Source organism: Actinobacillus porcitonsillarum, from assembly GCF_003101015.1.
Taxonomy (GTDB): Bacteria; Pseudomonadota; Gammaproteobacteria; order Enterobacterales; family Pasteurellaceae; genus Haemophilus_A; species Haemophilus_A porcitonsillarum.
Genome location: NZ_CP029206.1, coordinates 1714481 through 1737953, shown reverse-complemented (window position 1 = coordinate 1737953; position 23473 = coordinate 1714481). Strand labels below are relative to the sequence as shown.

General features: G+C 39.0%; 15 protein-coding genes. 6 read left to right on the top strand and 9 right to left on the bottom strand.

Annotated features, from left to right (window positions below; genetic code table 11):
- Window positions 1-2: 2 nt before the first annotated feature.
- From DDU33_RS08395 to ybeY, 5 genes are all read right to left on the bottom strand, one after another.
- The gene (locus DDU33_RS08395; protein ID WP_108924696.1) at window positions 3-2873 is read right to left on the bottom strand and encodes an RTX family hemolysin; all 2871 of its coding nucleotides are present in this window, start codon (window positions 2871-2873) and stop codon (window positions 3-5) included.
- A 40-nt stretch (window positions 2874-2913) separates the two neighbouring features.
- Entirely contained in the window at window positions 2914-3396 is a 483-nt protein-coding gene (gene apxIIC / locus DDU33_RS08390; RefSeq protein WP_012263032.1) for an RTX-II toxin-activating lysine-acyltransferase ApxIIC, read from the bottom strand.
- A gap of 400 nt (window positions 3397-3796) precedes the next feature.
- Window positions 3797-4993 (bottom strand): amino acid aminotransferase, encoded by a 1197-nt coding sequence (locus DDU33_RS08385; RefSeq protein ID WP_005817644.1) that lies wholly within the window; start codon window positions 4991-4993, stop codon window positions 3797-3799.
- Between the two features lie 69 nt (window positions 4994-5062).
- Window positions 5063-6949 carry a tRNA(Met) cytidine acetyltransferase TmcA domain-containing protein gene (locus tag DDU33_RS08380; protein WP_005817643.1) on the bottom strand — a complete coding sequence of 629 codons (1887 nt, stop codon included), beginning with the start codon at window positions 6947-6949 and terminating at the stop codon, window positions 5063-5065.
- A gap of 11 nt (window positions 6950-6960) precedes the next feature.
- The gene (ybeY, locus tag DDU33_RS08375) at window positions 6961-7452 is read right to left on the bottom strand and encodes an rRNA maturation RNase YbeY (RefSeq protein WP_108924692.1); all 492 of its coding nucleotides are present in this window, start codon (window positions 7450-7452) and stop codon (window positions 6961-6963) included.
- Between the two features lie 239 nt (window positions 7453-7691).
- On the opposite strand from ybeY, the gene DDU33_RS08370 reads away from it, so the two are divergent.
- Complete coding sequence (locus tag DDU33_RS08370) at window positions 7692-9518, top strand: monovalent cation:proton antiporter-2 (CPA2) family protein (RefSeq protein ID WP_108924690.1); 1827 nt, start codon at window positions 7692-7694, stop codon at window positions 9516-9518.
- Window positions 9519-9623: 105 nt separating this feature from the next.
- Here DDU33_RS08370 and DDU33_RS08365 read toward each other — a convergent pair whose 3' ends face one another.
- Entirely contained in the window at window positions 9624-9992 is a 369-nt protein-coding gene (locus DDU33_RS08365) for a LysR substrate-binding domain-containing protein (RefSeq protein ID WP_157951838.1), read from the bottom strand.
- A 372-nt stretch (window positions 9993-10364) separates the two neighbouring features.
- Here DDU33_RS08365 and DDU33_RS08360 point away from each other — a divergent pair, with 372 nt between their 5' ends.
- From DDU33_RS08360 to dld, 5 genes are all read left to right on the top strand, one after another.
- Window positions 10365-11267 carry a pirin family protein gene (locus tag DDU33_RS08360; protein WP_108924686.1) on the top strand — a complete coding sequence of 301 codons (903 nt, stop codon included), beginning with the start codon at window positions 10365-10367 and terminating at the stop codon, window positions 11265-11267.
- Between the two features lie 127 nt (window positions 11268-11394).
- Window positions 11395-12267: a pirin family protein gene (locus tag DDU33_RS08355; protein ID WP_108924684.1), complete on the top strand. Its 873-nt coding sequence runs from the start codon at window positions 11395-11397 to the stop codon at window positions 12265-12267.
- 285 nt (window positions 12268-12552) lie between these two features.
- Window positions 12553-13761, top strand: coding sequence for an acetate kinase (locus tag DDU33_RS08350; protein ID WP_005819966.1), 1209 nt, complete (start codon window positions 12553-12555; stop codon window positions 13759-13761).
- 56 nt (window positions 13762-13817) lie between these two features.
- The gene (pta, locus tag DDU33_RS08345; protein ID WP_005819964.1) at window positions 13818-15956 is read left to right on the top strand and encodes a phosphate acetyltransferase; all 2139 of its coding nucleotides are present in this window, start codon (window positions 13818-13820) and stop codon (window positions 15954-15956) included.
- Between the two features lie 165 nt (window positions 15957-16121).
- Entirely contained in the window at window positions 16122-17816 is a 1695-nt protein-coding gene (dld, locus tag DDU33_RS08340; protein ID WP_108924682.1) for a D-lactate dehydrogenase, read from the top strand.
- Window positions 17817-18111: 295 nt separating this feature from the next.
- Here the strand turns inward: dld and DDU33_RS08335 are convergent, their stop codons facing one another.
- From DDU33_RS08335 to glgC, 3 genes are all read right to left on the bottom strand, one after another.
- Complete coding sequence (locus tag DDU33_RS08335) at window positions 18112-20577, bottom strand: glycogen/starch/alpha-glucan phosphorylase (protein ID WP_108924680.1); 2466 nt, start codon at window positions 20575-20577, stop codon at window positions 18112-18114.
- A 29-nt stretch (window positions 20578-20606) separates the two neighbouring features.
- Complete coding sequence (gene glgA, locus DDU33_RS08330) at window positions 20607-22049, bottom strand: glycogen synthase GlgA (protein ID WP_108924678.1); 1443 nt, start codon at window positions 22047-22049, stop codon at window positions 20607-20609.
- Between the two features lie 64 nt (window positions 22050-22113).
- Window positions 22114-23424 carry a glucose-1-phosphate adenylyltransferase gene (glgC, locus tag DDU33_RS08325; protein WP_005818834.1) on the bottom strand — a complete coding sequence of 437 codons (1311 nt, stop codon included), beginning with the start codon at window positions 23422-23424 and terminating at the stop codon, window positions 22114-22116.
- Window positions 23425-23473 lie beyond the last annotated feature (49 nt).

The window sequence follows — 23473 nt, the reverse complement described above, 5'->3', positions numbered from 1 at the left end:
TATTAAGCGGCTCTAGCTAATTGAATATTATTCGAGACATCTATTGATGAAGGAACATATGTTCCTAAATTATTCCTAAAGTCTGAGGAAGACGTAAAGCTCCCGACTGAAGAAATCAATTTTGCTAAGCTATTAGATACGTTCTGTCTATCTTTACTCGTATTGTAATCATTCACAACTTTGGATAATGCTTCTGCAGAGATTTGATTGTTACCCTCCTTAATCAGTTTATCAACTTGTTCTGATGTAATACGTTCTCCTCCTTTACCAATAATTTCCTCAATTTTTCGGTCATTCGTAGCTTTATAGTTAGCAACTGTGCTAGCCAAATCATCTTCTAAGAACCAATTCCCAATACGAACTTTTTCGCCTTTTTGATTAATGATTTCGAGAGAAGAATCTACTTTCTTAAAGGTGAGGTCTTTAAGATTTACATCCGAAAATGCCAGTTTATCTTGTCCGCCAGAGTCTGTAATAGAATCATTTCCATCGCCTGTTTTATGGACATAAATATCATTATCTTTGCCTCCCGAGATAATATCATTACCGGTTCCTCCAACAAGGAAATTGTTACCGTTTCCTCCATCGATAACATCATCGCCTGCGCCACCAAATAAATGATCGTCACCATTGTTACCATCAATAGTGTCTACACCATTACCACCATGGAACACATCATCAAATTGGCTTCCTTTGAAAATATCATTAAATTGTGAACCAATGATCTCTTCAACTGATTTGAGTGAGTCCGTCACAGTATAACCAGTATGGAAACGATCATCTTCACGACGATATTCAATTTTTTCTTCACGATTACCAACATTTGTTTGGTGGGTGGCAATTGTTTCATGTAATGCTTTACTGTCTCCGACATAGCGTTTTACTGAATATGAGCCTTTTTCTGTCTCGGCTGTAGCATCAATAACTAATGCGCCATATTCTCCTCTACTGTAGTGAACTCGATCATGTCCGTCCCCGCCATCAATAACGGTAGTACTTGACCCAACAAATACATTATCGTTACCAGCACCTAAATTTGCGATAATTTTAGTATCTTTAGATTCGATAATGTTACCTGCATCATCAAATTTTACAGCGATTCGTTGTACTACATTAGTGAAATCTACGCTTGAGCTAGCATTACCATCTGTTACAGTCCAACTGTCAACTCTTTGTATATGTAATTTTGTAATATAAGAATTTTTACCTTCCTGAATACGTTCCCGATTCTCTTCACCTGGAGTTAGTAATGGAGTTCTGAATAAAACACTTTGTGTCTTTCTATTTGTATTACTAATATTAATAATACCGTTTTTGTTATCTAGCTGTACGGATGAATCGTAGGACTGGTGTTGCCCCTCCTCAAAAGCATCCACATAAGCTTTTCCACTGGAAATTTTATCCGTTCTACGGCTAATTGCCGCTAGGTCTCCAATTTGGTTATCCCATCTTTGTTGGGTAATAGCTACTACGCGTTCAGCCTGAAGTTCTTTATTTAAATTGATAAGAAACTTCATATTGTCTTGTAAATCAGCTAAATGACGAGAATCATAACCTTGCTCAAAATAGTTTTTATTATGTTTTTTCTCCCATTCAACTATTCTGTCATGAACCTTATTTGCAACATGTTCAAACATAGCTTGCTTAGAATATTCGAGAATAGTTGTAATAAGTCCTGTAACACCAGCAACGAGTAATGCAACTGGAGCTCCGACTAGAGAACCTGCGCTTGCAGCTCCAACTCCACCGGAGATAGCTGCTAAAGCAGTGTTAATTGTTGTTACAGAAGCATCAATAGTTCCTGTCTCACGGTGAAAATCAGCTAATAAACGATCTCCATCATATCCTAATTTTTGGAAGCGTTCAGAATATGATTTGATTAAATCAGCTTGTTTAAACTTATCAGCTACATTTAAGAATGAAAGAGGGCTAACAGCTAGTGCAACTGTAGATGCGATTAATGCAGCGACAGGACCAGTTGAAGACAAACCTGAAGCCACTCGTTGGGCAAGAATGTAAGATGAGACCGCTTTTGTTACATTACCTATAATTTGGTTAGCAAATTCTACACCTGCGGCAGCTTTCTTTTCTGTTGAAGCCTCTTTATCTGCTAAAATGAGACCTGCAGATGCTCCAGAAAGTAAACCAGAGATAATGTCCAAACCTAAACTCGCTTTTCCTAGATCTGGTAGATTTTGTAATTTATTACTCAATCCTCCTAATCCTTTCACATTCTGTAAATGTGAACCTAGTTTAGATATTTGTTCTGCAAATGCATCTACAGTTTGCACCGAGCTAGCAATATTACCAACTAATTCATTAGTCAGTTCTAACCCTGCTTTTGCAAGTTCTAATTGATTAGGATCTTTATTTTGAAGTAATTCATTCAGATTTACTCCAGATAAAACAGATCCTAAAATAGATTGAATACCACCTAATACAGTATTGGCTTTACCTATATTTTGTGAGATGCTAGAAGCACTTCCTAATGTATTGCCAATTTTAGGATTCTTCTTTAATAAATTATCTAGCTGAGGTGCAAATAATACAATTCCTCTATCAGTAAAACCTAGAATTTTCTGAGTTGTATCAAAGCTAGTTTTTGCAATGTCCAAATTGCTGCGTTCTTCTCGCCATACTTCAATACCTAAATCATTAGCAGCTTTAACTAAATCTTGAATTCCATTTCCTTGACCCGGATCATAGCCTTGAGGAATATATAAGATTAATTTTTTAGCCCCATTCTGTAGAGAATGACCAGTTTGAGTTAAACCATTCTTCAGTGTTGTACCTGCTTGATTTAACTTGTTTTTCCCATTTGTCAATCCTTGTTGTAAGGACGATTTTAATGATGACAAAGTGATTTTTGACATAAAAGAGTCTCCTTTATATATAATTGATCATTTAAAGATATTATTGTAGAGCTGTTATTAACTCTTGCTCATATTGAAGAAATGTCTTTTCAGCTACTTTTTTTGTTATTTTTCCTCCTTTTAAATATATGATTTTTCCAGTATCTTTTTTGCTAGGATAGATTCTAATTGCCCTTCCAATATCGTATGGAAAACGTTGTCTCATATGTTTATACAATAGAGATGAATCCCCGAATGGGGCAATCCAATCAATGATCCATATACGATCTCCTGCATTCCAATCATCTATTTTTAATGAATTGGTGTCCTTTACATAGCGAGCCTCACTCTCTAGAGTTAATTTGGCCCAACTGCAATATGCAATAGGAAAACCATCATCAACTAGTAACAAATATTGGTCATTTTCAATTGCAGGAATAACATTCTTCATTAACAGTGAAACTGACCAATTTCGGTGCATTGGAGAATTTGCCCATAACCAAGCAATTTGTCCCAATACGTTAAAATCATTTTTTAGCATCATCCCTCCCATTCCCTAAAAAATGAATATAGATAAATTATTCTAAACAAAAAACCATAATATTTTTGTAACACAACATAAGGCAAACGTTTGCTGCAGTCTATTTGTTTGCTTTTTGACCAAAAATAACACTGGTCGGATGTTTTATAGGAAATGAAACACTCATTTTTGTTAAGGTTTTGTAAAGGAAATGTATGTAATTTATTGATTTTTGAGGGGGGGAAATAATATGCACCTTTGGGAGTTTATCGTATAGTTTTTTCTTTTAGTCTACTTTTGTAAGTTATGACACTTGTGTGGATATTTAATTACTTTCGTATAAGGAAATTCAATTTCTGCGAGTAAGGGAGAGGTTGTTTGAGTAAAAAAATCCCTCGATGAGGGATTTTATAAGGCATAGTAGTTAAAGTACTTTCACAATAGCTTCTGCTAACGCTTCAATATTGCTGCTGGTAATGCCTGCAACGTTGATACGTCCGGAGCGAACCGCATAAATAGCAAATTCTTCACGTAAACGATCGACTTGTTCAGGTGTTAAGCCACTGAAAGAGAACATTCCATTTTGTTCATTGATAAAAGAGAAGTCTTGAGTTGCCCCTTTCTCTTTTAATAACTGAACTAATTGATTGCGCATCTCTTTAATACGGTTACGCATTTCCGTCAATTCTTCAATCCACGAAGCTTTCAGCGTAGGATTTGCTAACACTGTTGCAACGGTACTTGCACCGTGTGCTGATGGGTTAGAGTAGAGTACACGAATAATAGATTTCACTTGCGTAAAGGCACGATTTGCAACTTCTGCATTTTCAGCCACTAGGGTAAATGCACCAACACGCTCATTATATAAACCGAAGTTTTTTGAATACGAGCTTGCAACTAATAATTCTTTGTGGCTTTTAGCAAAGGCACGTAAACCGTAAGCATCTTCTTCTAAACCGTTACCAAGACCTTGATAAGCAAAGTCAAATAATGGTAACCAGCCTTTTTCTGCAGATAAAGCTGCTAATGTTTCCCATTGTTCCGGTGTTGGATCGATACCGGTTGGGTTATGACAACAACCGTGGAATAACACCACATCACCAGCTTCCGCTTGGCTTAAATCCGCAATAAGATTATCCCAATCTAAGCGGTTTGTTTTTGGATCGTAGTAGCGATAATCTTTCACATTTAAGCCAACCGCTGCCATAATCGCATTATGGTTTGGCCAAGTTGGAGCCGAAATCCAAACATTTTTTGCAGAGGTGTTACGTTTAATAAATTCTGCTGCAATACGTAAAGCACCGGTGCCACCCAAACTTTGTGCTGTTTTCGCTCGACCAGAAGTAATCACTTCAGCATTTTCACCGAAAAGCAATACTTGGGTTTGGGCGTTATAAGCTGCCACACCATCAATGGTTAAATAATTTTTGGTCATTTCCGTTTCTAATAATTGGCGTTCCGATTCTTTAACGGCTTTAACGATTGTCGTTTTCCCTTCATCGTTCATATAAACACCAATACCAAGATTAATTTTTCCGGCACGTGTTTCTGCTTTAAATGCTTCTCCTAAACCTAAAATAGGATCGGCTGGTGCTGCTTGAATATGACTAAACATTGACATTTTATTGTCCTCTAAAAGTTGTGTTTGAAATGAAATCTTTATAAAGCGAAATATCGCTTTTGGCAAGCGCTATCCATCATTTTCTTGCAAAATTTTTTGCACCAACGTTCTGTAATGGTTAATCCATTGCTTTTTGTTGTTGGGCAATGGTTCTTCTCGTTCAAAAATCCCCTTCATCGCAGAAAATTGTGCAGGATATTGCCAATAAAGCCGTTTTAGACTGGTGTAGCTCGCCTGAAAAGAACGTTGCGCATAAGCAAAACCGTATAAATCCTGCCAATCGGCTTTATCCAATTTGAGGTCTTCAGCCATTTTCTGACTACCATTTTGGATATGGGGCAATAGTGCTTGATTTCGACTAAATCGCATTTTTGCTTTTTCTACAAATTGTTTGCCTTTCTCCGTTAAAGGGTAGAGCATCATCGCACTGTAATAACCGCTACTGGCTTCTTTATTTGGTGTAATTTGGACTAATTCAAAACCACATTGTTGCCAAAAATGGGTTAATGCTTCGGTTTGTCCAAAACTGACTGAAATAAAATCAACAAGCGGTTGTTTTTGCTGTGAAATTTGCAAAATAAAATCAGAAACTAACCGCTTGCCGATACCTTGCTTTTGGAAGAGAGGCTCGACAGCAATACGAGAAATTCGGACAGAGTATAGCTGCGGTGCTTCGGGGAGATTACCTTGATAACAAAGATATTGCGCCACTAAGCTGCCTTGCGGTCGCCGTTCTCCTCGCCAAATGGCTTGTGAAAGCACATTATCTAAACCACCTTCGTTTATCGCCCAAATGCCACCAAGAAGTTGCCCATTCCCTGAATAAGGAAATAAAATTTGATTTTCACCATCAAATAAACGGCGTAAATCCGTAGGTGTTGTTTTATAGTGCGCTGCAGCGAGTAGGCGATAAAAGTCTGTTTTTGTTGCCTTTTTCTGATGATCATAATGAACTTCATCATCCAGTAGCAATAATCGCTCCACAAAATATTCGAGTGGATCGTTTTCCTGCCAACGTAGCGGTTGAGTTAATTGCCATTGTTTAATGCTTCGAGTTAAAAGTGGCGGTAATTTCAATGAAAAGCCTCTGCCTGTTCCTTCATAATTATGCGTTGTTGTGGTTAAAACAACTTTATGAAAAAACTCACAAAACTTAACCAGCAGAGGCAAAGGCAAACTGGCGGCTTCATCAATAAATAGCCAGCTCTGAGGGTTTAACGCTTGTTCTTCAATCTGTTTGATAAGCAAATCCGGCGGAAAGAATTGAATATGCTCAGATTGGATCATTCTCCAAAAGCTAGGTAGAGCAGCTTGACTACGGGAAGTAATGATCACAGGCATTTTTTGCGCAATTTGTTCTGCTAATTTGCCGGCTAAAGTGGATTTTCCTCGTCCTCTAGGTGCAGTAATAAGATGAATATCTGCGTGATCAAGCGGTAAATTTTCAAAAATATTTTGCTGTTGTGGCGTAAATTGGCGAAATTCAACGAGATTTTGACCGCTTGTAGGATAGGAAAACTCAGATGTAACTTCAAAATGAAACTCGTGAATACACTGTTTGAAGTAGTGATAGAAATGGGGTGTTGTAATGAGTTTATTATCGTTCCAACGTAACGCATCTTCATCCATTTGCTCACTTAAATTATGCCAATGAGGGCAGATAAGATAGAGTATCCCATTATCTTGAATAGTGCCGGCAACAATCGCAAAGGCTTCCAAATGAAAATTCACGCCATTTGAAGCTCGCATATCAAAAAAAGCGAAAGGGTGTTCCGTACCTAATAACGTTTTTGCATTGGAAAATGGGATTTTTTGCCAATCTGAAATTTTATGATTTCGTGGCAATGTAACGTTTTTTTCTTTATCAGAAGATAAGATAGGCAGGATAATATGGGAAAAATTTTCAGCACCTTCCAGAAAGTCAGGTGCTGAAGTCAAAACAACGAGTTTTCTCATAGCGTTGGGAATTAGCTTTCGATGACTTTTTCAGAGAGGTAAGGATCGGCAAAACCGAGTTTTTGCATAATTTCAGTTTCTAATCCTTCCATTTCTTCGGCTTCTTCATCTTCAATATGATCATAACCTAATAAATGCAGCGTACCGTGAATGGCTAAATGCGCCCAATGAGATTCAAGGGATATTTGTTGTTCTTCCACTTCTTTTTCTACAACTTGGCGGCAGATGACTAAATCGCCCAATAGTGGCAATTCAATACCTTCCGGCACTTCAAAGGGGAAAGAGAGTACATTTGTTGGTTTATCTTTGCCTCGATAAGTTAGGTTTAATTCGTGGCTTTCTGCTTCATCAACAATGCGAATGGTCATTTCCGTTTCTGGAAACTCTTCAGTTTGTGCTTCATAAGCCAGTGCTGTTTGCACCCAGAGCATAAATTGTTCTAAGCTGGGTAAATTTTCACTATTTTCACAGGCAATCTGTAAATCAATTATTGGTATTATCATAAATACTTTTCCTTAAATCTAAACCGGTACTTATTTTACCCGAAGAAGGAAGAGGAAAACTAGGATATTTTTTAATTTGGAATTCTATTTATTTACCTATTAAATTAAATCGTTAAATCTAAGTAAATACAAGGTGTTAGGACTAGAAATTTTATAAAATATATTCAATAATAGCTCATTGTTTAATAAAAATTAAACAGGTAAAAATATAATAGGTAAATTTTAAATATTGAGGGTATATGGCAGCAGAAGGTGCAAATCAATTAGTAAGCGTCGTTACGCTACTGGGTGCAGCAATTATTGCTGTGCCTATTTTTAAACGGTTAGGGTTAGGTTCGGTATTAGGGTATTTAGCCGCGGGTATCGCAATTGGTCCGTTTGGGTTAAAACTTTTCTCTGATTCTCAATCTATCATACACGTCGCCGAACTAGGTGTCGTGATGTTCTTATTTATTATCGGGTTGGAAATGAAACCGTCCCACCTTTGGGGATTACGCCGTCAAATTTTTGGTTTAGGTAGTGCTCAAGTAGTTACAAGCGCAATCTTACTGACATTTGTCGGTATGGCTTTTGGTTTTCCGTGGCAAGTAGCATTTATTGGTGGCGCCGGCTTTGTTTTAACATCAACGGCGATTGTGATGCAGGTGTTAAGCGAACGTGGCGATATGGCAAGCTATCGTGGTCAAAAAATGGTTTCCATTTTATTGTTTGAAGATCTGATTATTGTGCCACTATTAGCAGTAGTTACATTCCTATCACCACTCGAAGCGAATGAGGTGGCAAATGCTCAACCGGTATGGCAGAAAATCGGTATAGCCGGTTTATCGGTTACCGCTTTAGTTGTTGCAGGAGTTTGGTTATTAAACCCTCTTTTCCGTATTTTGGCGAAAACTAAAATCCGTGAACTGATGACTGCTGCAGCGTTGTTCGTCGTATTAGGTTCAGCATTATTGATGGAAGAGGGCGGACTTTCTACGGCAATGGGCGCTTTTGTGGCAGGGGTGTTACTTTCTGAATCGAGCTTCCGTCATCAATTAGAGGCGGACATTGAGCCGTTTAGAGGCTTGCTGTTAGGCTTATTCTTCCTTGGCGTGGGAATGGCACTAGATTTAAACATCGTCTTTAACAACTGGCTGATGATTTTATCTATTGTTTTGGCGATGATGTTTGTTAAATCTCTGGCGATTTTTATTATTGCTAAATTAGCAAAAAGTACCAATTCTACCGCTATGGATAGAGCCGTCGTGATGGCACAAGGTGGGGAATTTGCTTTTGTTCTTTATGCGGCAGCGGCAACTCAGGGGGTAATTAGCTCGGAAATTCAAGCGAATTTCACGGCGATTGTAGTGCTTTCGATGATTTTTGCCCCATTAACCATTATTTTGCACAATAAATTTGTTGTACCTCGTTTAGCAGATAAAGGCGAGCAGCAAGCTGAAGATCATATTGATGAACAGCACCCGATTATCTTAGTCGGTATTGGGCGTTATGGGCAGATTGTTAATCATATTTTAACGATGTCCGGTTATCACCCAACAATTATCGATCTCAATGCAAAACAGGTTGAAGCGGCAAGACAGTTCGGTATTAAAAGCTATTATGGTAATGCAACACGTCCGGAGTTATTACACAATGCAGGAATTGAAACAGCAGAATTATTGATTGTTGCGGTGGACGATAAACAACAAGCATTACATATTGTGGAGCTTGCCCGTTCAATGAATCCGAACATCAAAATTTTGGCTCGTGCTTATGACCGCCGTCATGTGTTTGAACTTTATAAATCGGGTGCAGATATTCAGGTTCGAGAAACCTTTGACTCAGCAGTACGAAGCAGTCGTAAGGCATTAGAAATTTTAGGTATTGAACACGAAGTGGCAGATGAAATCTGTAAATACTATTTCGACCGAGATCGTCATCACGTGAAATTAATGGCGGAAGTTTATGATCCTAAACTTGAGATTTTCAAAAATGCAGAAATGCGTAAAATTGCATTAGCAGAAGATCAAGAAACAATGCTTGAAATTCAAAATATTCTCACTCGAGCAAGAGAAAATAATTCATAATAAAATATCTAAATTGGCTATGGTTATACATAGCCAATTTTAACAAGCGGTCTTTTTTATCCTAAAAATTGCAATCCCCTTAATTCTCTCATTAAGGGGATTTTTTTAGATAACAATATCTGACTCGGCAAATTTAACCGCAAGAAAATCAATCAATAATCTGGCAGATGGCTGCAAACTATGACGGGAGCTGTAAGCAACGTGAACCATCCATTTAGGAATTTTCCAACCGTTCGGAGAAATAATTTGTAATGTCCCTTGCTTTAAATCTTTTCTTACCAACACTTCCGGCAACACCGCGATCCCCACACCTTCCACAACACTTTTATGAATAAGATAAATATTTTCACTAATCAACTTAGGATAATAATTAACAACTTGCGAGCCGATTTCTTGATGTTCGAAAACCCAAGAGTGATTTAACTTAGCCCAACTTAAAATAGGGTAGTGATTTATTTGATTGAGTTCACGCAATGGCTCGCCGATCAACTTAGGGTTCAGATTGCTGACAAAATCTCATTTCCTCTCGCCCGTTTACGGGAGAGAGACAGCCGTAGGATTCGTTCAGAATCCGTAGGCAGAGAGAGGGGGAAAGATCGTTATTTCCCCTCTCCCTCCGAAAAATGCTTCACATTTTTCTCCACCCTCTCCCGCAAGCGGGTGAGGGGAAGGGGATGCAATTGATAATGACATTCTCAATGTCTACTATGAGACTTGAGATTTCCGCAAAATTGAATGAGTTGAATACTTGCACTGAAAAAATATCGTGGTATTCACGACAATTTTAGGTTTGTCATCAGTCTATGCGGTTATAATCCGCCGGTTTTTCTTAATATGGAGAATGTCATGAGCGTAGATAAAATTTTAGCAAAAACAAAAGATGTGGGCGGTATTCCCGTTGCCCGTTTATTACCACAAGCCACACGCAAAACCGTAGGTGCTTGGTGTTTCTTAGATCACGCAGGGCCTGCGGAATTTGAAGAAGATTCATTAGGTTTACAAGTAGGTCTACATCCGCATACCAATCTTCAAACCTTTACTTGGATGCTACAAGGCGAAGTTTGGCACCAAGATAGCCTTGGCAATCGTCAGCTTATTCGCCCTAAACAAGTGAATTTAATGACGGCTGGAACAGGGGCAAATTACGGTATTAGCCATACAGAGCAAACTCCTGAAGGTGTTCACGATTTACACGCAGTACAACTTTGGATTGCGTTGCCAATGAACCAAGAAATCAAACCGAATTTTGAGCATTATCCTGAATTACCTGAATGGAGCGAAAACGGTATTGATTATGTACTAACCACAGGTAGCTACTTAGGTCGCACTGCACCCACTACGCAATTTAGCCCATTGGTTGGGGTAGATATGCAATTTAAAAATGCGCAAGCCTTTGATATAGACCGTGTTCCGACCTTTGAATATGGCATTTTAGTGTTAAAAGGCGAAGTGAAAGTAAACGGCGTGAGCTATAAAGCCGATGAGCTAGCGGTCTTATTTGATTGCCAAAATGCAAATGGTGAATTGGACCTTTGGGCCGAAGCCGGTTCGCATATTATGTTATTAGGCGGCGAGCCTCTACCTCATCCAACCGTCATTTGGTGGAACTTTGTGGCAGACAGCAAAGAAGCCTTAGAACAAGCGGTAGAAGACTGGAATAATGGCCATTTCCGTTTTGGCGATATTAACTTGGAAGGGACGGTGTTGAAACGTTTACCTGCACCGAAGGTTCCAGAAAAATTGCGTTAATAAAAAATCATTGTTATCTAGTGAATTATTATTCGCTTTTAGTAAATAGAGTTTTTACTTTTTGATAGTTTATCTGTAAAAATGAAAGTATATAATAGCGTCCATTAGATAACAATGTGAGGTTTATATGAAAAAATTAGCAAATATTCGTCGTGCTCCAGCAAAACACTGGGTTGGAGATGGTTTTGAAGTTCAATCAATGTTTAGCTATAACGAGAGAAATGAAAACTTAAGTCCGTTCTTATTGATGGATTATAATCCACCTCGTTATTTTGAACCAAACCGTGAATATCACCCACGTGGAGTAGGAGAGCATCCACACCGTGGTTTTGAAACAGTAACCGTTGCCTATCAAGGCGAAGTTTCGCATAGCGACTCTTATGGCGGTGGCGGCACAATCGGGACTGGCGATGTACAATGGATGACGGCTGGCTCAGGCTTAATGCATCAAGAATTCCATTCTGAAAAATTCTCTAAAGAGGGTGGAATGTTCGAAATGGTGCAACTTTGGGTGAATTTACCGGCGAAAGACAAAATGACAACGCCAAAATATCAAGCAATTACATCAGCAGAAATTCCTGTTGTTGAGTTTGCCGATAATGCTGGTTACGCTCGTTTAATTGCAGGAAATTTAAATAATGTAAATGGTGCAGCAAGTACCTTTACACCTGTAAATATGTGGGATGTTCGTCTAAATGCAGGTAAAAGCAATCTGTTTGCTGTACCGGAAAGCCATAATCTAATTGTGTTAGTGCTTGATGGAGAAGTTAAAATCAATGGTAGCGATATTGCTAAAACAGGTGAATTAGCTACATTTGTGCGTGGTGGTTCAGATGTTGAGCTTGCTGCAAACAAAGACTCAAAAATTCTGATTTTAACCGGCGAACCAATTGATGAGCCTATTGTAGGTTATGGACCATTTGTCATGAATAGCGAAGCTGAAATTGTGCAAGCAATTCGTGATGTACAAGCAGGAAAATTTGGTTCGATTGCGCAATAATGTGTAAATAATAAAGAAATCCGATGGAGATGAGTATGAACATTAAAGTCGGATTTCTTATAGTTTGTTTCAATTTAACATAATCTACATTATGCGAAATTAAAATAAGAAGATATAAGTTATAAATATTTTTATTTTTATACGCCTTTGATGGTATTTTGCTAATCTAGATCAAAATTTATTTATTATTTCTTTAATTCAACTCATGAATTGTGTATTCTATACAAGTATTCACGCCTTGCGTATTTAGGTATAAATCGTTCAAACGAAATTAAGGTATTTGACATGTCTAAAAATTTAATTCTTATCCTTAACTGCGGTAGCTCATCTTTAAAATTTGCTATCTTAGATCCAAAAACAGGTGATGAAAAATTATCTGGTCTAGCAGAAGCGTTTCATTTAGAAGATGCTCGTATTAAATGGAAATTAAACGGCGAAAAAGGCAATGCTGATTTAGGTGCTGGTGCAGCACACAGCGAAGCTCTTACGTTTATCGCTAATGAGCTATTATCAGAAGAATTAAAAGCAAGTATCGGTGCTATCGGTCATCGTATCGTTCACGGTGGAGAAAAATTCACATCATCTGTGGTTATCAATGATGATGTTGTTAAAGGTATTGAAGATGCAATTCAATTTGCACCACTTCACAACCCTGCTCACTTAATTGGTATTAAAGAAGCTTTCCGTATTTTCCCTGAATTAAAAGAGAAAAACGTTGCTGTTTTTGATACAGCATTCCATCAAACTATGCCAGAAGAAGCATATTTATATGCGCTTCCATATGCATTATATAAAGAGCACGGTATTCGTCGTTATGGTGCTCACGGTACAAGCCACTTATTCATTTCTCGTGAAGTTGCTGAACGTGTAGGTAAACCGGTTGATCAAGTAAATACTATCGTATGCCACTTAGGTAACGGTGGTTCAGTTTCTGTGGTTCGTAACGGTAAATGTATTGACACATCAATGGGTTTAACACCGTTAGAAGGTTTAGTAATGGGTACTCGTTCAGGTGATATCGACCCTGCTATCATCTTCTACCTATATAAAAACCTTGGTATGTCAATGGAACAAATTGAAGATACCTTAGTGAAAAAATCAGGTCTTTTAGGTTTAACTGAAGTAACAAGCGACTGCCGCTACGCTGAAGATAACTATGACGATGCGTCTAAACCTGAAGCGAAACGTGCGTTAGACGTTTACGCATATCGCTTAGCAAAATACATCGGTGCATATATGGCGATTTTAGGTGATTCACACTTAGACGCTATTGCATTTACCGGTGGCATTGGTGAAAACTCTGGTCACGTACGTGAATTAACTTTAAACCACTTAAAATTATTCGGTATTAAAGTAGATAACGAGCGTAACTTAGCAGCACGTTTCGGTAAAGAAGGTGTTATTACAACAGACGATTCTGCATTTAAAGCGATTGTTATCCCAACAAATGAAGAATTAGTGATTGCACAAGATACCGCTAAATTAGCATTATAATTTCTAAGGGCAGACCACTCTGCCCTTTTTCACTTTTAAATTCGGAACACATTAAAATGTCTAGAACTATTATTCTTATCCCTACCTCAACAGGCGTAGGCTTAACAAGTGTCAGTTTAGGTCTTGTTCACGCCTTAGAACAAAAAGGTACTAAAGTTGGTTTCTTAAAACCAATCGCTCAGCCAATTAGCGGTGAAGATACATTAGACCGCTCTACTTCAATCATTAAAGCGGCTCAAACGACCGAAATCGGCGAACCGTTCATGTTAAGTGAAGCGGAAGCACTTATCGGTCAAAATCAAACTGATGTTTTATTAGAGAAAATCGTTGCACGCCATCAAGCATTAGCGAAAAACAATGAAATTGTTATCATTGAAGGTTTAATCCCGACTCGCAAAAACTCTTATGCGAACAGCATTAACTATGAAATGGCTCAAGCATTAGATGCAGAAATCGTATTGGTAGCGGCGCCAGGTTCAGATAAACCATCTCAATTAAAAGAACGTGTTGAAGCAGCCGCTTCGGAGTTCGGTGGTCGTAATAACCCTAACCTACTTGGTGTCGTGATCAATAAATTCAATGCACCGGTTGATGAATCAGGTCGCACTCGCCCGGATTTAACAGAAATCTTCGACTCATTCCAACACAGCACTCAAAATGTTGCTGAAGTTGAAGCTTTATTTGCAAAAAGTCCAATTAAACTACTCGCTTGTGTTGAATGGAAAGCTGATCTTATCGCAACACGCGCTGTAGATTTAGCAAAACATTTACATGCAGCAATTATCAATGAAGGCGAACTCAATACTCGTCGTATTCGTGGTGTAAGTTTCTGTGCAAGAAGCTTACCGCATATGGTTGATCACTTTAGAGCAGGTAACTTATTAGTTACTTCAGCTGACCGCCCTGAAGTATTAGTTGCGGCTTCATTAGCTGTTATGAATGGTGTAGAAATCGGCGCAATTTTATTAACCGGTGGCTACAAAATTGAAAGCTCAATTGCTAAACTTTGCCAACAAGCATTTGAGACTGGCGTGCCTATTTTCCGTGTAGAAGGTAACACATGGCAAACTGCACTTAACCTACAAAGCTTCAGTTTAGAAGTACCTGTAGATGACAAAGAACGTATCTTAGCAATTAAAGAATACGTTGCAAGCCAATTAAATTCAGGCTTTATCGAAGAAGTTTCTAAAGGTGCAACACGTGCACGCCGCTTGTCGCCGGCAGCATTCCGTTATCAATTAACAGAATTTGCACGCTCAGCGAAAAAACGTATCGTATTACCGGAAGGTGACGAACCTCGTACAGTTAAAGCTGCAGCATTATGTGCAGAACGTGGTATTGCAGAATGTGTACTTTTAGCAAACCCTGTTGATGTACAACGTGTTGCAGAGGCACAAGGTGTGGTTTTAGGTAAAGGTATTACCATTATTAACCCTGCTGATGTCCGTGAAAATTACGTTGCTCGTTTAGTTGAGTTACGTAAAGCAAAAGGTATGACTGAAGAATCAGCGCGTGAGCAATTAGAAGACACCGTTGTACTAGGTACAATGATGTTAGAAGCGAACGAAGTTGATGGCTTAGTTTCAGGTGCAGTTCACACCACAGCAAATACAATTCGCCCACCAATGCAAATTATCAAAACTGCACCGGGTAGCTCAATTGTATCTTCTATCTTCTTTATGTTATTACCAGACCAAGTCCTTGTATATGGTGACTGTGCGGTAAACCCAGATCCAAATGCAGAACAATTAGCTGAAATCGCAATTCAATCTGCAGATTCTGCAAAAGCCTTTGGTATTGAGCCTCGTGTTGCAATGATCTCTTACTCAACCGGTACATCAGGTTCTGGTGCAGATGTAGAGAAAGTGAAAGAAGCAACACGTATTGCACAAGAAAAACGTCCAGACTTAATTATCGATGGTCCATTACAATATGACGCAGCGGTAATGGAAGATGTGGCACGTTCTAAAGCGCCAAATTCTCCAGTTGCAGGTAAAGCAACCGTATTCGTGTTCCCTGATTTAAATACAGGTAATACAACCTATAAAGCGGTACAACGTTCAGCAGATTTAGTTTCTATCGGTCCAATGCTTCAAGGTATGCGTAAACCGGTTAATGACTTATCTCGTGGTGCGTTGGTTGATGACATCGTTTACACCATCGCATTAACTGCAATCCAAGCAACTCAAGCTTAATTGCTTTTATAAATAGGCTCCCGTTTGGGAGCCTTTTGCTTCTCCGCTCTCCCTATTTGCAAAAAATCCTCTAAATTTGACCGCTTATTTCTCTTTTTTCGCTTAACAAATGCGCAAGTGTTGGTTATGATATTGTTAATTCTTTTTACAAGAGGATAACAAACTATGTCTGCTCAACAACTCATCTCTACCCTTACCGAAATTGTCGGTGGGCAATATATTATTACCGATCCAGCTAAAACAGAAGCCTATCGAAGCGGTTATCGCTTTGGTACGGGAAATGCTCTCGCCGTAGTGCGACCTGCAACCTTATTAGAATTCTGGAAAGTTTTAAAAGCCTGCGTTGCACACGATGTTATTGTCATCAATCAAGCGGCAAATACCGGTCTAACGGGCGGTTCAACACCAAGTGGAAATGACTATGATCGGGATATTGTCATTATCAATGCAATGCGTATTGATGGTATTCAACTCATCAATAATGCAACGCAAGTCGTCTGTCTTCCCGGATCTACACTTAATGAACTTGAAAATAAATTGAAGCCCCATAGCCGTGAACCTCACTCTGTCATTGGTTCATCTTGCATTGGGGCTTCTGTTATTGGTGGGATTTGTAATAACTCCGGCGGTGCGCTTGTTCAACGTGGGCCGGCTTATACTGAGATGGCGTTGTATGCCCAATTAAATGAGCACGGCGAACTGGAGTTAAAAAACCATCTCGGTATTGATTTAGGTTCGACACCTGAAGAAATTTTAACTAACCTACAAGGGCAACATTACCAACAAAAAGATATTACGCTTGATTGCGGTAAAGGACACGATCATAGTTATTGTAACCACGTGCGCCAAGTTGATGAAAACTCCCCTGCTCGTTTTAATGCCGATCCTGCCCGTCATTATGAGGCTTCAGGTAGTGCAGGTAAATTAGCGATTTTTGCGGTTCGCTTAGATACCTTCCCTCTTGAGCGAGAAACAGCGGTTTTCTATATTGGTACAAACCAAACTTCTGTCTTAAATGATGTTCGCCGTCATATGTTAGCAAATTTCGAACAACTGCCAATTTCAGGTGAATATATCCATCGTGATGCTTTTGATATTGCCGCTCGCTATGGAAAAGACACTTTCTGGGTAATTAAGAAATTTGGTACGCACTGGTTACCAAAACTCTTTGCGCTTAAAGCGAATGTGGATCGTTTAGGAAAAAAAGTCCCGTTCTTACCTCAACATTTAAGCGATAAATTTATGCAACTTGTGTCAAAGGTTTTACCGGAGCATTTACCAAAAAGTTTGTGGGAATATCGTGATCGCTATGAGCACCATTTAATTGTCAAAATGGGCGGTAAAGGCGTAAATGAAGCTCGAGAATTTTTAAGCACATACTTTAGCGATAGCACAAAAGGGGGTTATTTTGAATGTAATGCGGTAGAAACCCAAGCGGCAATGCTCCACCGCTTTGCTGTTGCTTCTGCAGCAATTCGTTATCGTGCCATTCACGAAAAAGAAGTTGAAGATATTGTTGCGTTAGATATTGCATTACGCCGCAATGATAGTGAATGGTTTGAGCATTTACCGCCAGAAATTGATAATAAAATCAGCCATAAACTCTATTATGGACACTTTATGTGCCACGTTTTCCACCAAGATTATATTGTGAAAAAAGGCAATGATTGTGTTGAATTAGAACACGAGATGTTAAAACTACTCGACCAACGTGGTGCGCAATATCCGGCAGAACATAATGTTGGTCATTTATACGAAGCGAAACCAACCTTACGTAAGTTCTATAAAGCGCTTGATCCGACAAACAGCTTTAACCCGGGTATTGGACAAACCTCGAAGAAAAAATACTGGGTGGAATAATTTACAAGCGGTTGAATTTCTTGAGAATTTTGCTAATTTAAAATTAGTTATTTTCACAACTAGTTTATAAGCCGCAATATGCTTACTCTCTCCCCTTGTGGGAGAGAGACAGCCGAAGGATGCGTTTAGCAGCCGTAGGCAGAGAGAGGGGGAACTTCCAGAAAGGAATTTACCCCTCTCCCTGATTTTGCTTCTAAACGAAGCAAAATCTTTCCCTCTCCCACAAGGGGCGAGGGTAAAAAATAAGGGCGAAAATCTTTCGCCCTTATAAATCCAAAATCAATAAATCAAAATCTTATGCACCTAATTTAAGTGGTTCTACTTTCCAGATTTTTTCTGCATATTCTGCAATGGTTCTATCTGAAGAGAAGAAACTCATATTCACAATATTTTGAATTGCGCTTTCTACCCAAGCAGCTTGGTCTTGATATTTCACATCAACCGCTTTTTGTGCCTCCACATAGCTACGGTAGTCTGCGAATGCTTGGTAATAATCGTGGTAGCATAAGTTATTTAAGAGATCTTGATAACGGTTCGGGTCATTTGGTGAGAAATAACCGGACGTAATTTGATCTACAACCTGGCGAAGTTGCTCATCTGCTTGATAAATTTCAAATGGACGATAACCTTGACGGCGTAATGCTTCTACTTGCTCAACGGTATTACCGAAAATGAAGATATGATCGTTGCCTACATTCTCAAGAATTTCCACATTCGCACCATCTAACGTACCTAACGTTAATGCGCCATTTAAGGCGAATTTCATATTACTTGTACCCGATGCTTCTGTACCTGCTAATGAAATCTGTTCAGAAATATCTGCCGCCGGAATAATTAACTGTGCCAAACTTACGCTGTAATTTGGAATAAAGACGACTTTTAAACGTCCTTTTAAGCGTTCATCGTTATTGATGATATTCGCCACATTATTGATTAAATGAATGGTTTGTTTTGCTGCATAATATGCTGAAGCTGCTTTACCTGCTAAGATAAAGACACGAGGTGTCCAATCTTTTTCCGGATTTGCCAACATCTCGTTATAACGGGTAACAATATGTAATACGTTTAGAATTTGACGTTTGTACTCGTGGATACGTTTTACTTGAACATCAAATAATGCATTTGGATCAAGCTCAATACCTAGCGTTTTCTTCACATATTCTGCTAAACGAACTTTATTCGCATATTTAATTTGTGGAATAGCCGCTTTGAAATCAGCTTTTTGAATATGCGCCTTCAGTTGTTCTAATTGACTGAGATCGCGACGCCACTCTTTACCGATATATTTATCAAATAGCGCAGATAAATCTGGGTTTGCCACAGCAATCCAACGACGAGGTGTAATACCATTAGTTACGTTAGTAAAACGTTCTGGATAGATACGAGCAAAATCAGCGAAGGTTGAAGTAACCATTAAATCAGAATGAATTGCGGCTACACCATTGATTTTGTGCGAACCAACCACGGATAACCAACCCATACGAACTTTACGATAATCACCTTCTTCGATAAGTGAAACACGGCGGATAAAATCGTGTTCGTCTGTTACGTGTTTTCTCACGTAATCTAAGAAATGATCGTTGATTTCAAAGATGATCTGTAAATGACGTGGTAGGATTTTCGCCATCATTTCGACCGGCCACGTTTCTAATGCTTCTGACATTAAAGTATGGCAGGTGTAGGAGAAAATACGACGACACATATCCCAAGCGTGTTGCCACGAGAAGCCTTCTTGATCGACCAAGATATACATCAATTCAGGAATAGCTAAAGCCGGGTGCGTATCATTTAAATGGATAGCAACCTTATCCGCTAAATTTTCAAGCGTACCGTGTGTGCGTTTATGACGTTTCAAAATATCTTGTAATGATGCAGATACTAAGAAATACTCTTGACGTAAACGTAATTCACGCCCTGCTGAAGTAGAATCATCAGGATAAAGTACACGAGAAACATTTTCGGTTGAAGAGCGGTTTTCTATCGCACGGAAATAGTCCCCACGGTTGAAGTCTTGCAAATTAAATACATCGCCTGCATAAGCGCTCCAAAGGCGTAGCGTTGCAGCCGAATCATTATCATAGCCTGGAATCATTTGGTCGTAGGCTAATGCGGTAATTTCTTCGCCGTGATTCCAAATACATTTCTTACCTTCAAAATAAATATGTCCGCCAAAACGAATATGGAAACGTTTAGAAGGACGCATAAACTCCCAAGGTGCGCCCTTCTCTAACCATGCATCCGGTTTTTCAACTTGGCGACCATCTTCAATTTTTTGACGGAACATGCCGTATTCATAACGAATACCATAACCCATTGCCGGAATACCCAATGTGGCAATCGAATCCATAAAGCACGCGGCTAAACGACCTAAACCTCCATTTCCTAAACCCGGATCAACTTCTTTCTCTAAAATTTCTTCTAAATCAACTTTTAACTCAGAAAGTGCATCTTTAGCGAGGTCATAAAGTCCTTCTGCAATGAGTGCATTTGATAAAGTTCGACCAATCAAAAATTCCATTGAAAGGTAGTAAACACGGCGAGTCTCATCTGCTCGAGCTTGACGAGCGGTCGAAATCCAGCCTTCTGTTACTAAATCACGTACCGCATATAACGTGGCATTTAACCAGTCTCGTTGGCTTGCCTCTTGTGGTGAGCGCCCGATTAAGAAGATAAGTTTATAAACAATCGCCTTTTTCAACGAATCGGTCGTATGTTCTGGGCGATTATAAGAAAATGGAAAATCAATATTATCGATTACCATATATAAGAGCTCCTAAATGAGTAAAATAATTAATGATGTCCGAGCAAACGTTCATAAAGTTTTTGATACTGTAATGCTGAAATCTGCCAGCTGAAATCTTGTTCCATGGCAATGGTTCGAACGCTAAACCATGAACGTTGTTTTTGCCATAAAGCAAATGCATTCGAAATTGCTTTGCAGAGATCGTCTTTCGTTGCGTCATGGAAAACAAATCCCGTTGCTGTACGAGATTTTATGTTTTCTAATGTGCTATCAACTACTGTATCTGCGAGTCCACCTGTTGCTCGTACTAGCGGTAATGTTCCGTATTTCAAACCATAAAGTTGTGTTAAACCACAAGGTTCAAAACGGCTTGGCACTAAAATCACATCACCACCTGCAATGAGTAAGTGGGATAATGCTTCATCATAACCAATTTTTACACCAATATGCTCCGGATAATGCTGTGCTAATTGATTGAGATGATATTCCATGTGCGGAGAACCCGATCCTAAAATAATTAACTGTCCTCCTTGTTGTACAATACTTTCTGCACTGTCAATAAGAAGATCAACACCTTTTTGCTCCGTTAAACGTGTGACCATCACAAAGACCAGCGTATCCGGATTTTGTGGGAGGTTAAAATAAGCCTGTAATTTTTCTTTATTTTTCCGTTTTCCAACCATTGATTTCAATTTATAGTGGTCTTCAATATAGCTATCTTTGCTTGGACTCCAGATATTCTCATCTACCCCGTTTAAAATACCGACTAAACGACCTTGATCACGTAGAACACTCAACAAGCCTTGTAAACCATAGCCAAATTCCGGTGTAGTAATTTCTCTTGCATAGGTTGGGCTCACTGCGGTGGAAACGTCTGAGTAATATAACCCAGCTTTTAAGTAAGACATTTCACCGTAAAGCTCTAATCCATGAACATGGAACATTTCTAACGGCAAACCAATCTCAAAGAGATGATGATAAGAAAATTTACCTTGATAAGCTAAATTATGAATGGTGAAGACAGATTTTGCTGGTCTTCCTTTCTGATATAAATAAGCTGAAGCTAAGCCAGCATGCCAGTCGTGTGCATGCACCACTTCTGCTTTCCACCAAAAATCAAGCCCTGTTGCCAACTCCGCACCGACCCAGCCTAATAACGCAAAGCGTTTATAATTATCAATATAGTCGTTATACCAAGGGTCATGATAAGGGTTGCCTTCTCGTGCATAAAGATGAGGTGCATCAATAATATAAACACCAATGCCTTTATATTCGCCGTAACGTAATGTGATATGTCCAGCAAAATTATGGAATTCTGTCACGACAGCTGTTTCGCCAATACCTGCAAAAATAGCCGGAAAACCTGGAACGACTATACGTGCATCGACACCAATCTCTTTTTGTGCAAAAGGTAATGCGCCCATTACATCTGCTAATCCACCGGTTTTTAATAACGGATAGATTTCTGAACAAACATGTAATACTCTCATTATTCTATATCCTATAAAATAAGAGAAACACGGAGCGATTTACTCCGCATTTCTCAGCATAAACTTAATCTAAATGCGCTTCAGAAGAAATATTTTCACCATTTAACTTCTTTATCATTGCTGCTGTCACAAGCACGACTTTCCCTGTGCTACTTACTCTGAAACGTTTGCGATCTTCTTCCAAATCCACACCGATTTTCATCCCATCCGGAATTTTTGTATGACGATCAATGATACAATTTTTTAATACGCAGTTTTTACCGATAACCACTTCAGGCAATACGACAGAATATTCTACGGAAGAGCCTTCATTAACTTTCACTTTATCAAATAACACAGAATAGCTAATAGAGGCATCTGTAATAACACAACCACCTGCAATTAATGAGTTATCCACTGGACGAATACTTGCATTTTTATAGAAGAATTTAGATGGATACGTTTGTACTGGATTACCTCGAATTGGCCAACGTTGATCATAAATATCCAATTGCGGATTTTCGGATACAAGGTCGATATTCGATTGCCAGAAACTGTCTAATGTTCCGACATCACGCCAATAAATTTCGCCTTCTGTGTTACGTCCCATACAAGAACGGCTAAATGGGTGTGCATATAATACGCCCTCTTCTAATGCTTTAGGAAGAATATCTTTACCAAAATCGTGAGAAGTACATGGAGTGTGAACCTCTCTCTCTAACACATCATAGAGGTAATCTGAATTAAATACATAGATCCCCATTGAAGCCAATGAAATATCTGGTTTGCCTACCATCGCAGGCGGATCTTTTGGTTTTTCAACGAAGGCTTTTACTTTTAAGTTTTCATCCACTGCCATTACACCAAATGCTGAGGCTTCTGAACGAGGAACTTCAATACAACCTACGGTACATTGTGCACCACTCATAACGTGATCTAACAACATTTGACTGTAATCTTGTTTATAAATATGGTCGCCCGCTAAGATAAGAATATATTTTGGACGATAGTGGTCACGAATAATCGCCATATTTTGATAAACCGCATCCGCTGTGCCACGATACCATGTTGAATCATCAATTTGCTGACGAGCAGGAAGCATATCAACGAACTCGCCACGTTCTTGCGGTAAGAATGACCAGCCTGTTTGTAGATGGCGTAGTAAAGAATGTGCCGCATATTGAGTAATAACGCCGATACGATTTAACCCGGAGTTAATGCAGTTTGATAAGGCAAAATCAATAATACGGCGATTACCGCCGAAATAGAGTGCCGGTTTTGCACGTTTATCGGTAAGCTCATGTAATCTTGAACCTCGCCCTCCGGCAAGAATCAATACTAATGTATCTTTAACCAATTCATATCTATTTGGTAATTGAGAAATACTGCTATTCATATAGCCACTCCCTGTAATATAAAAGAACTTAACCTTAACCGACGTTAAT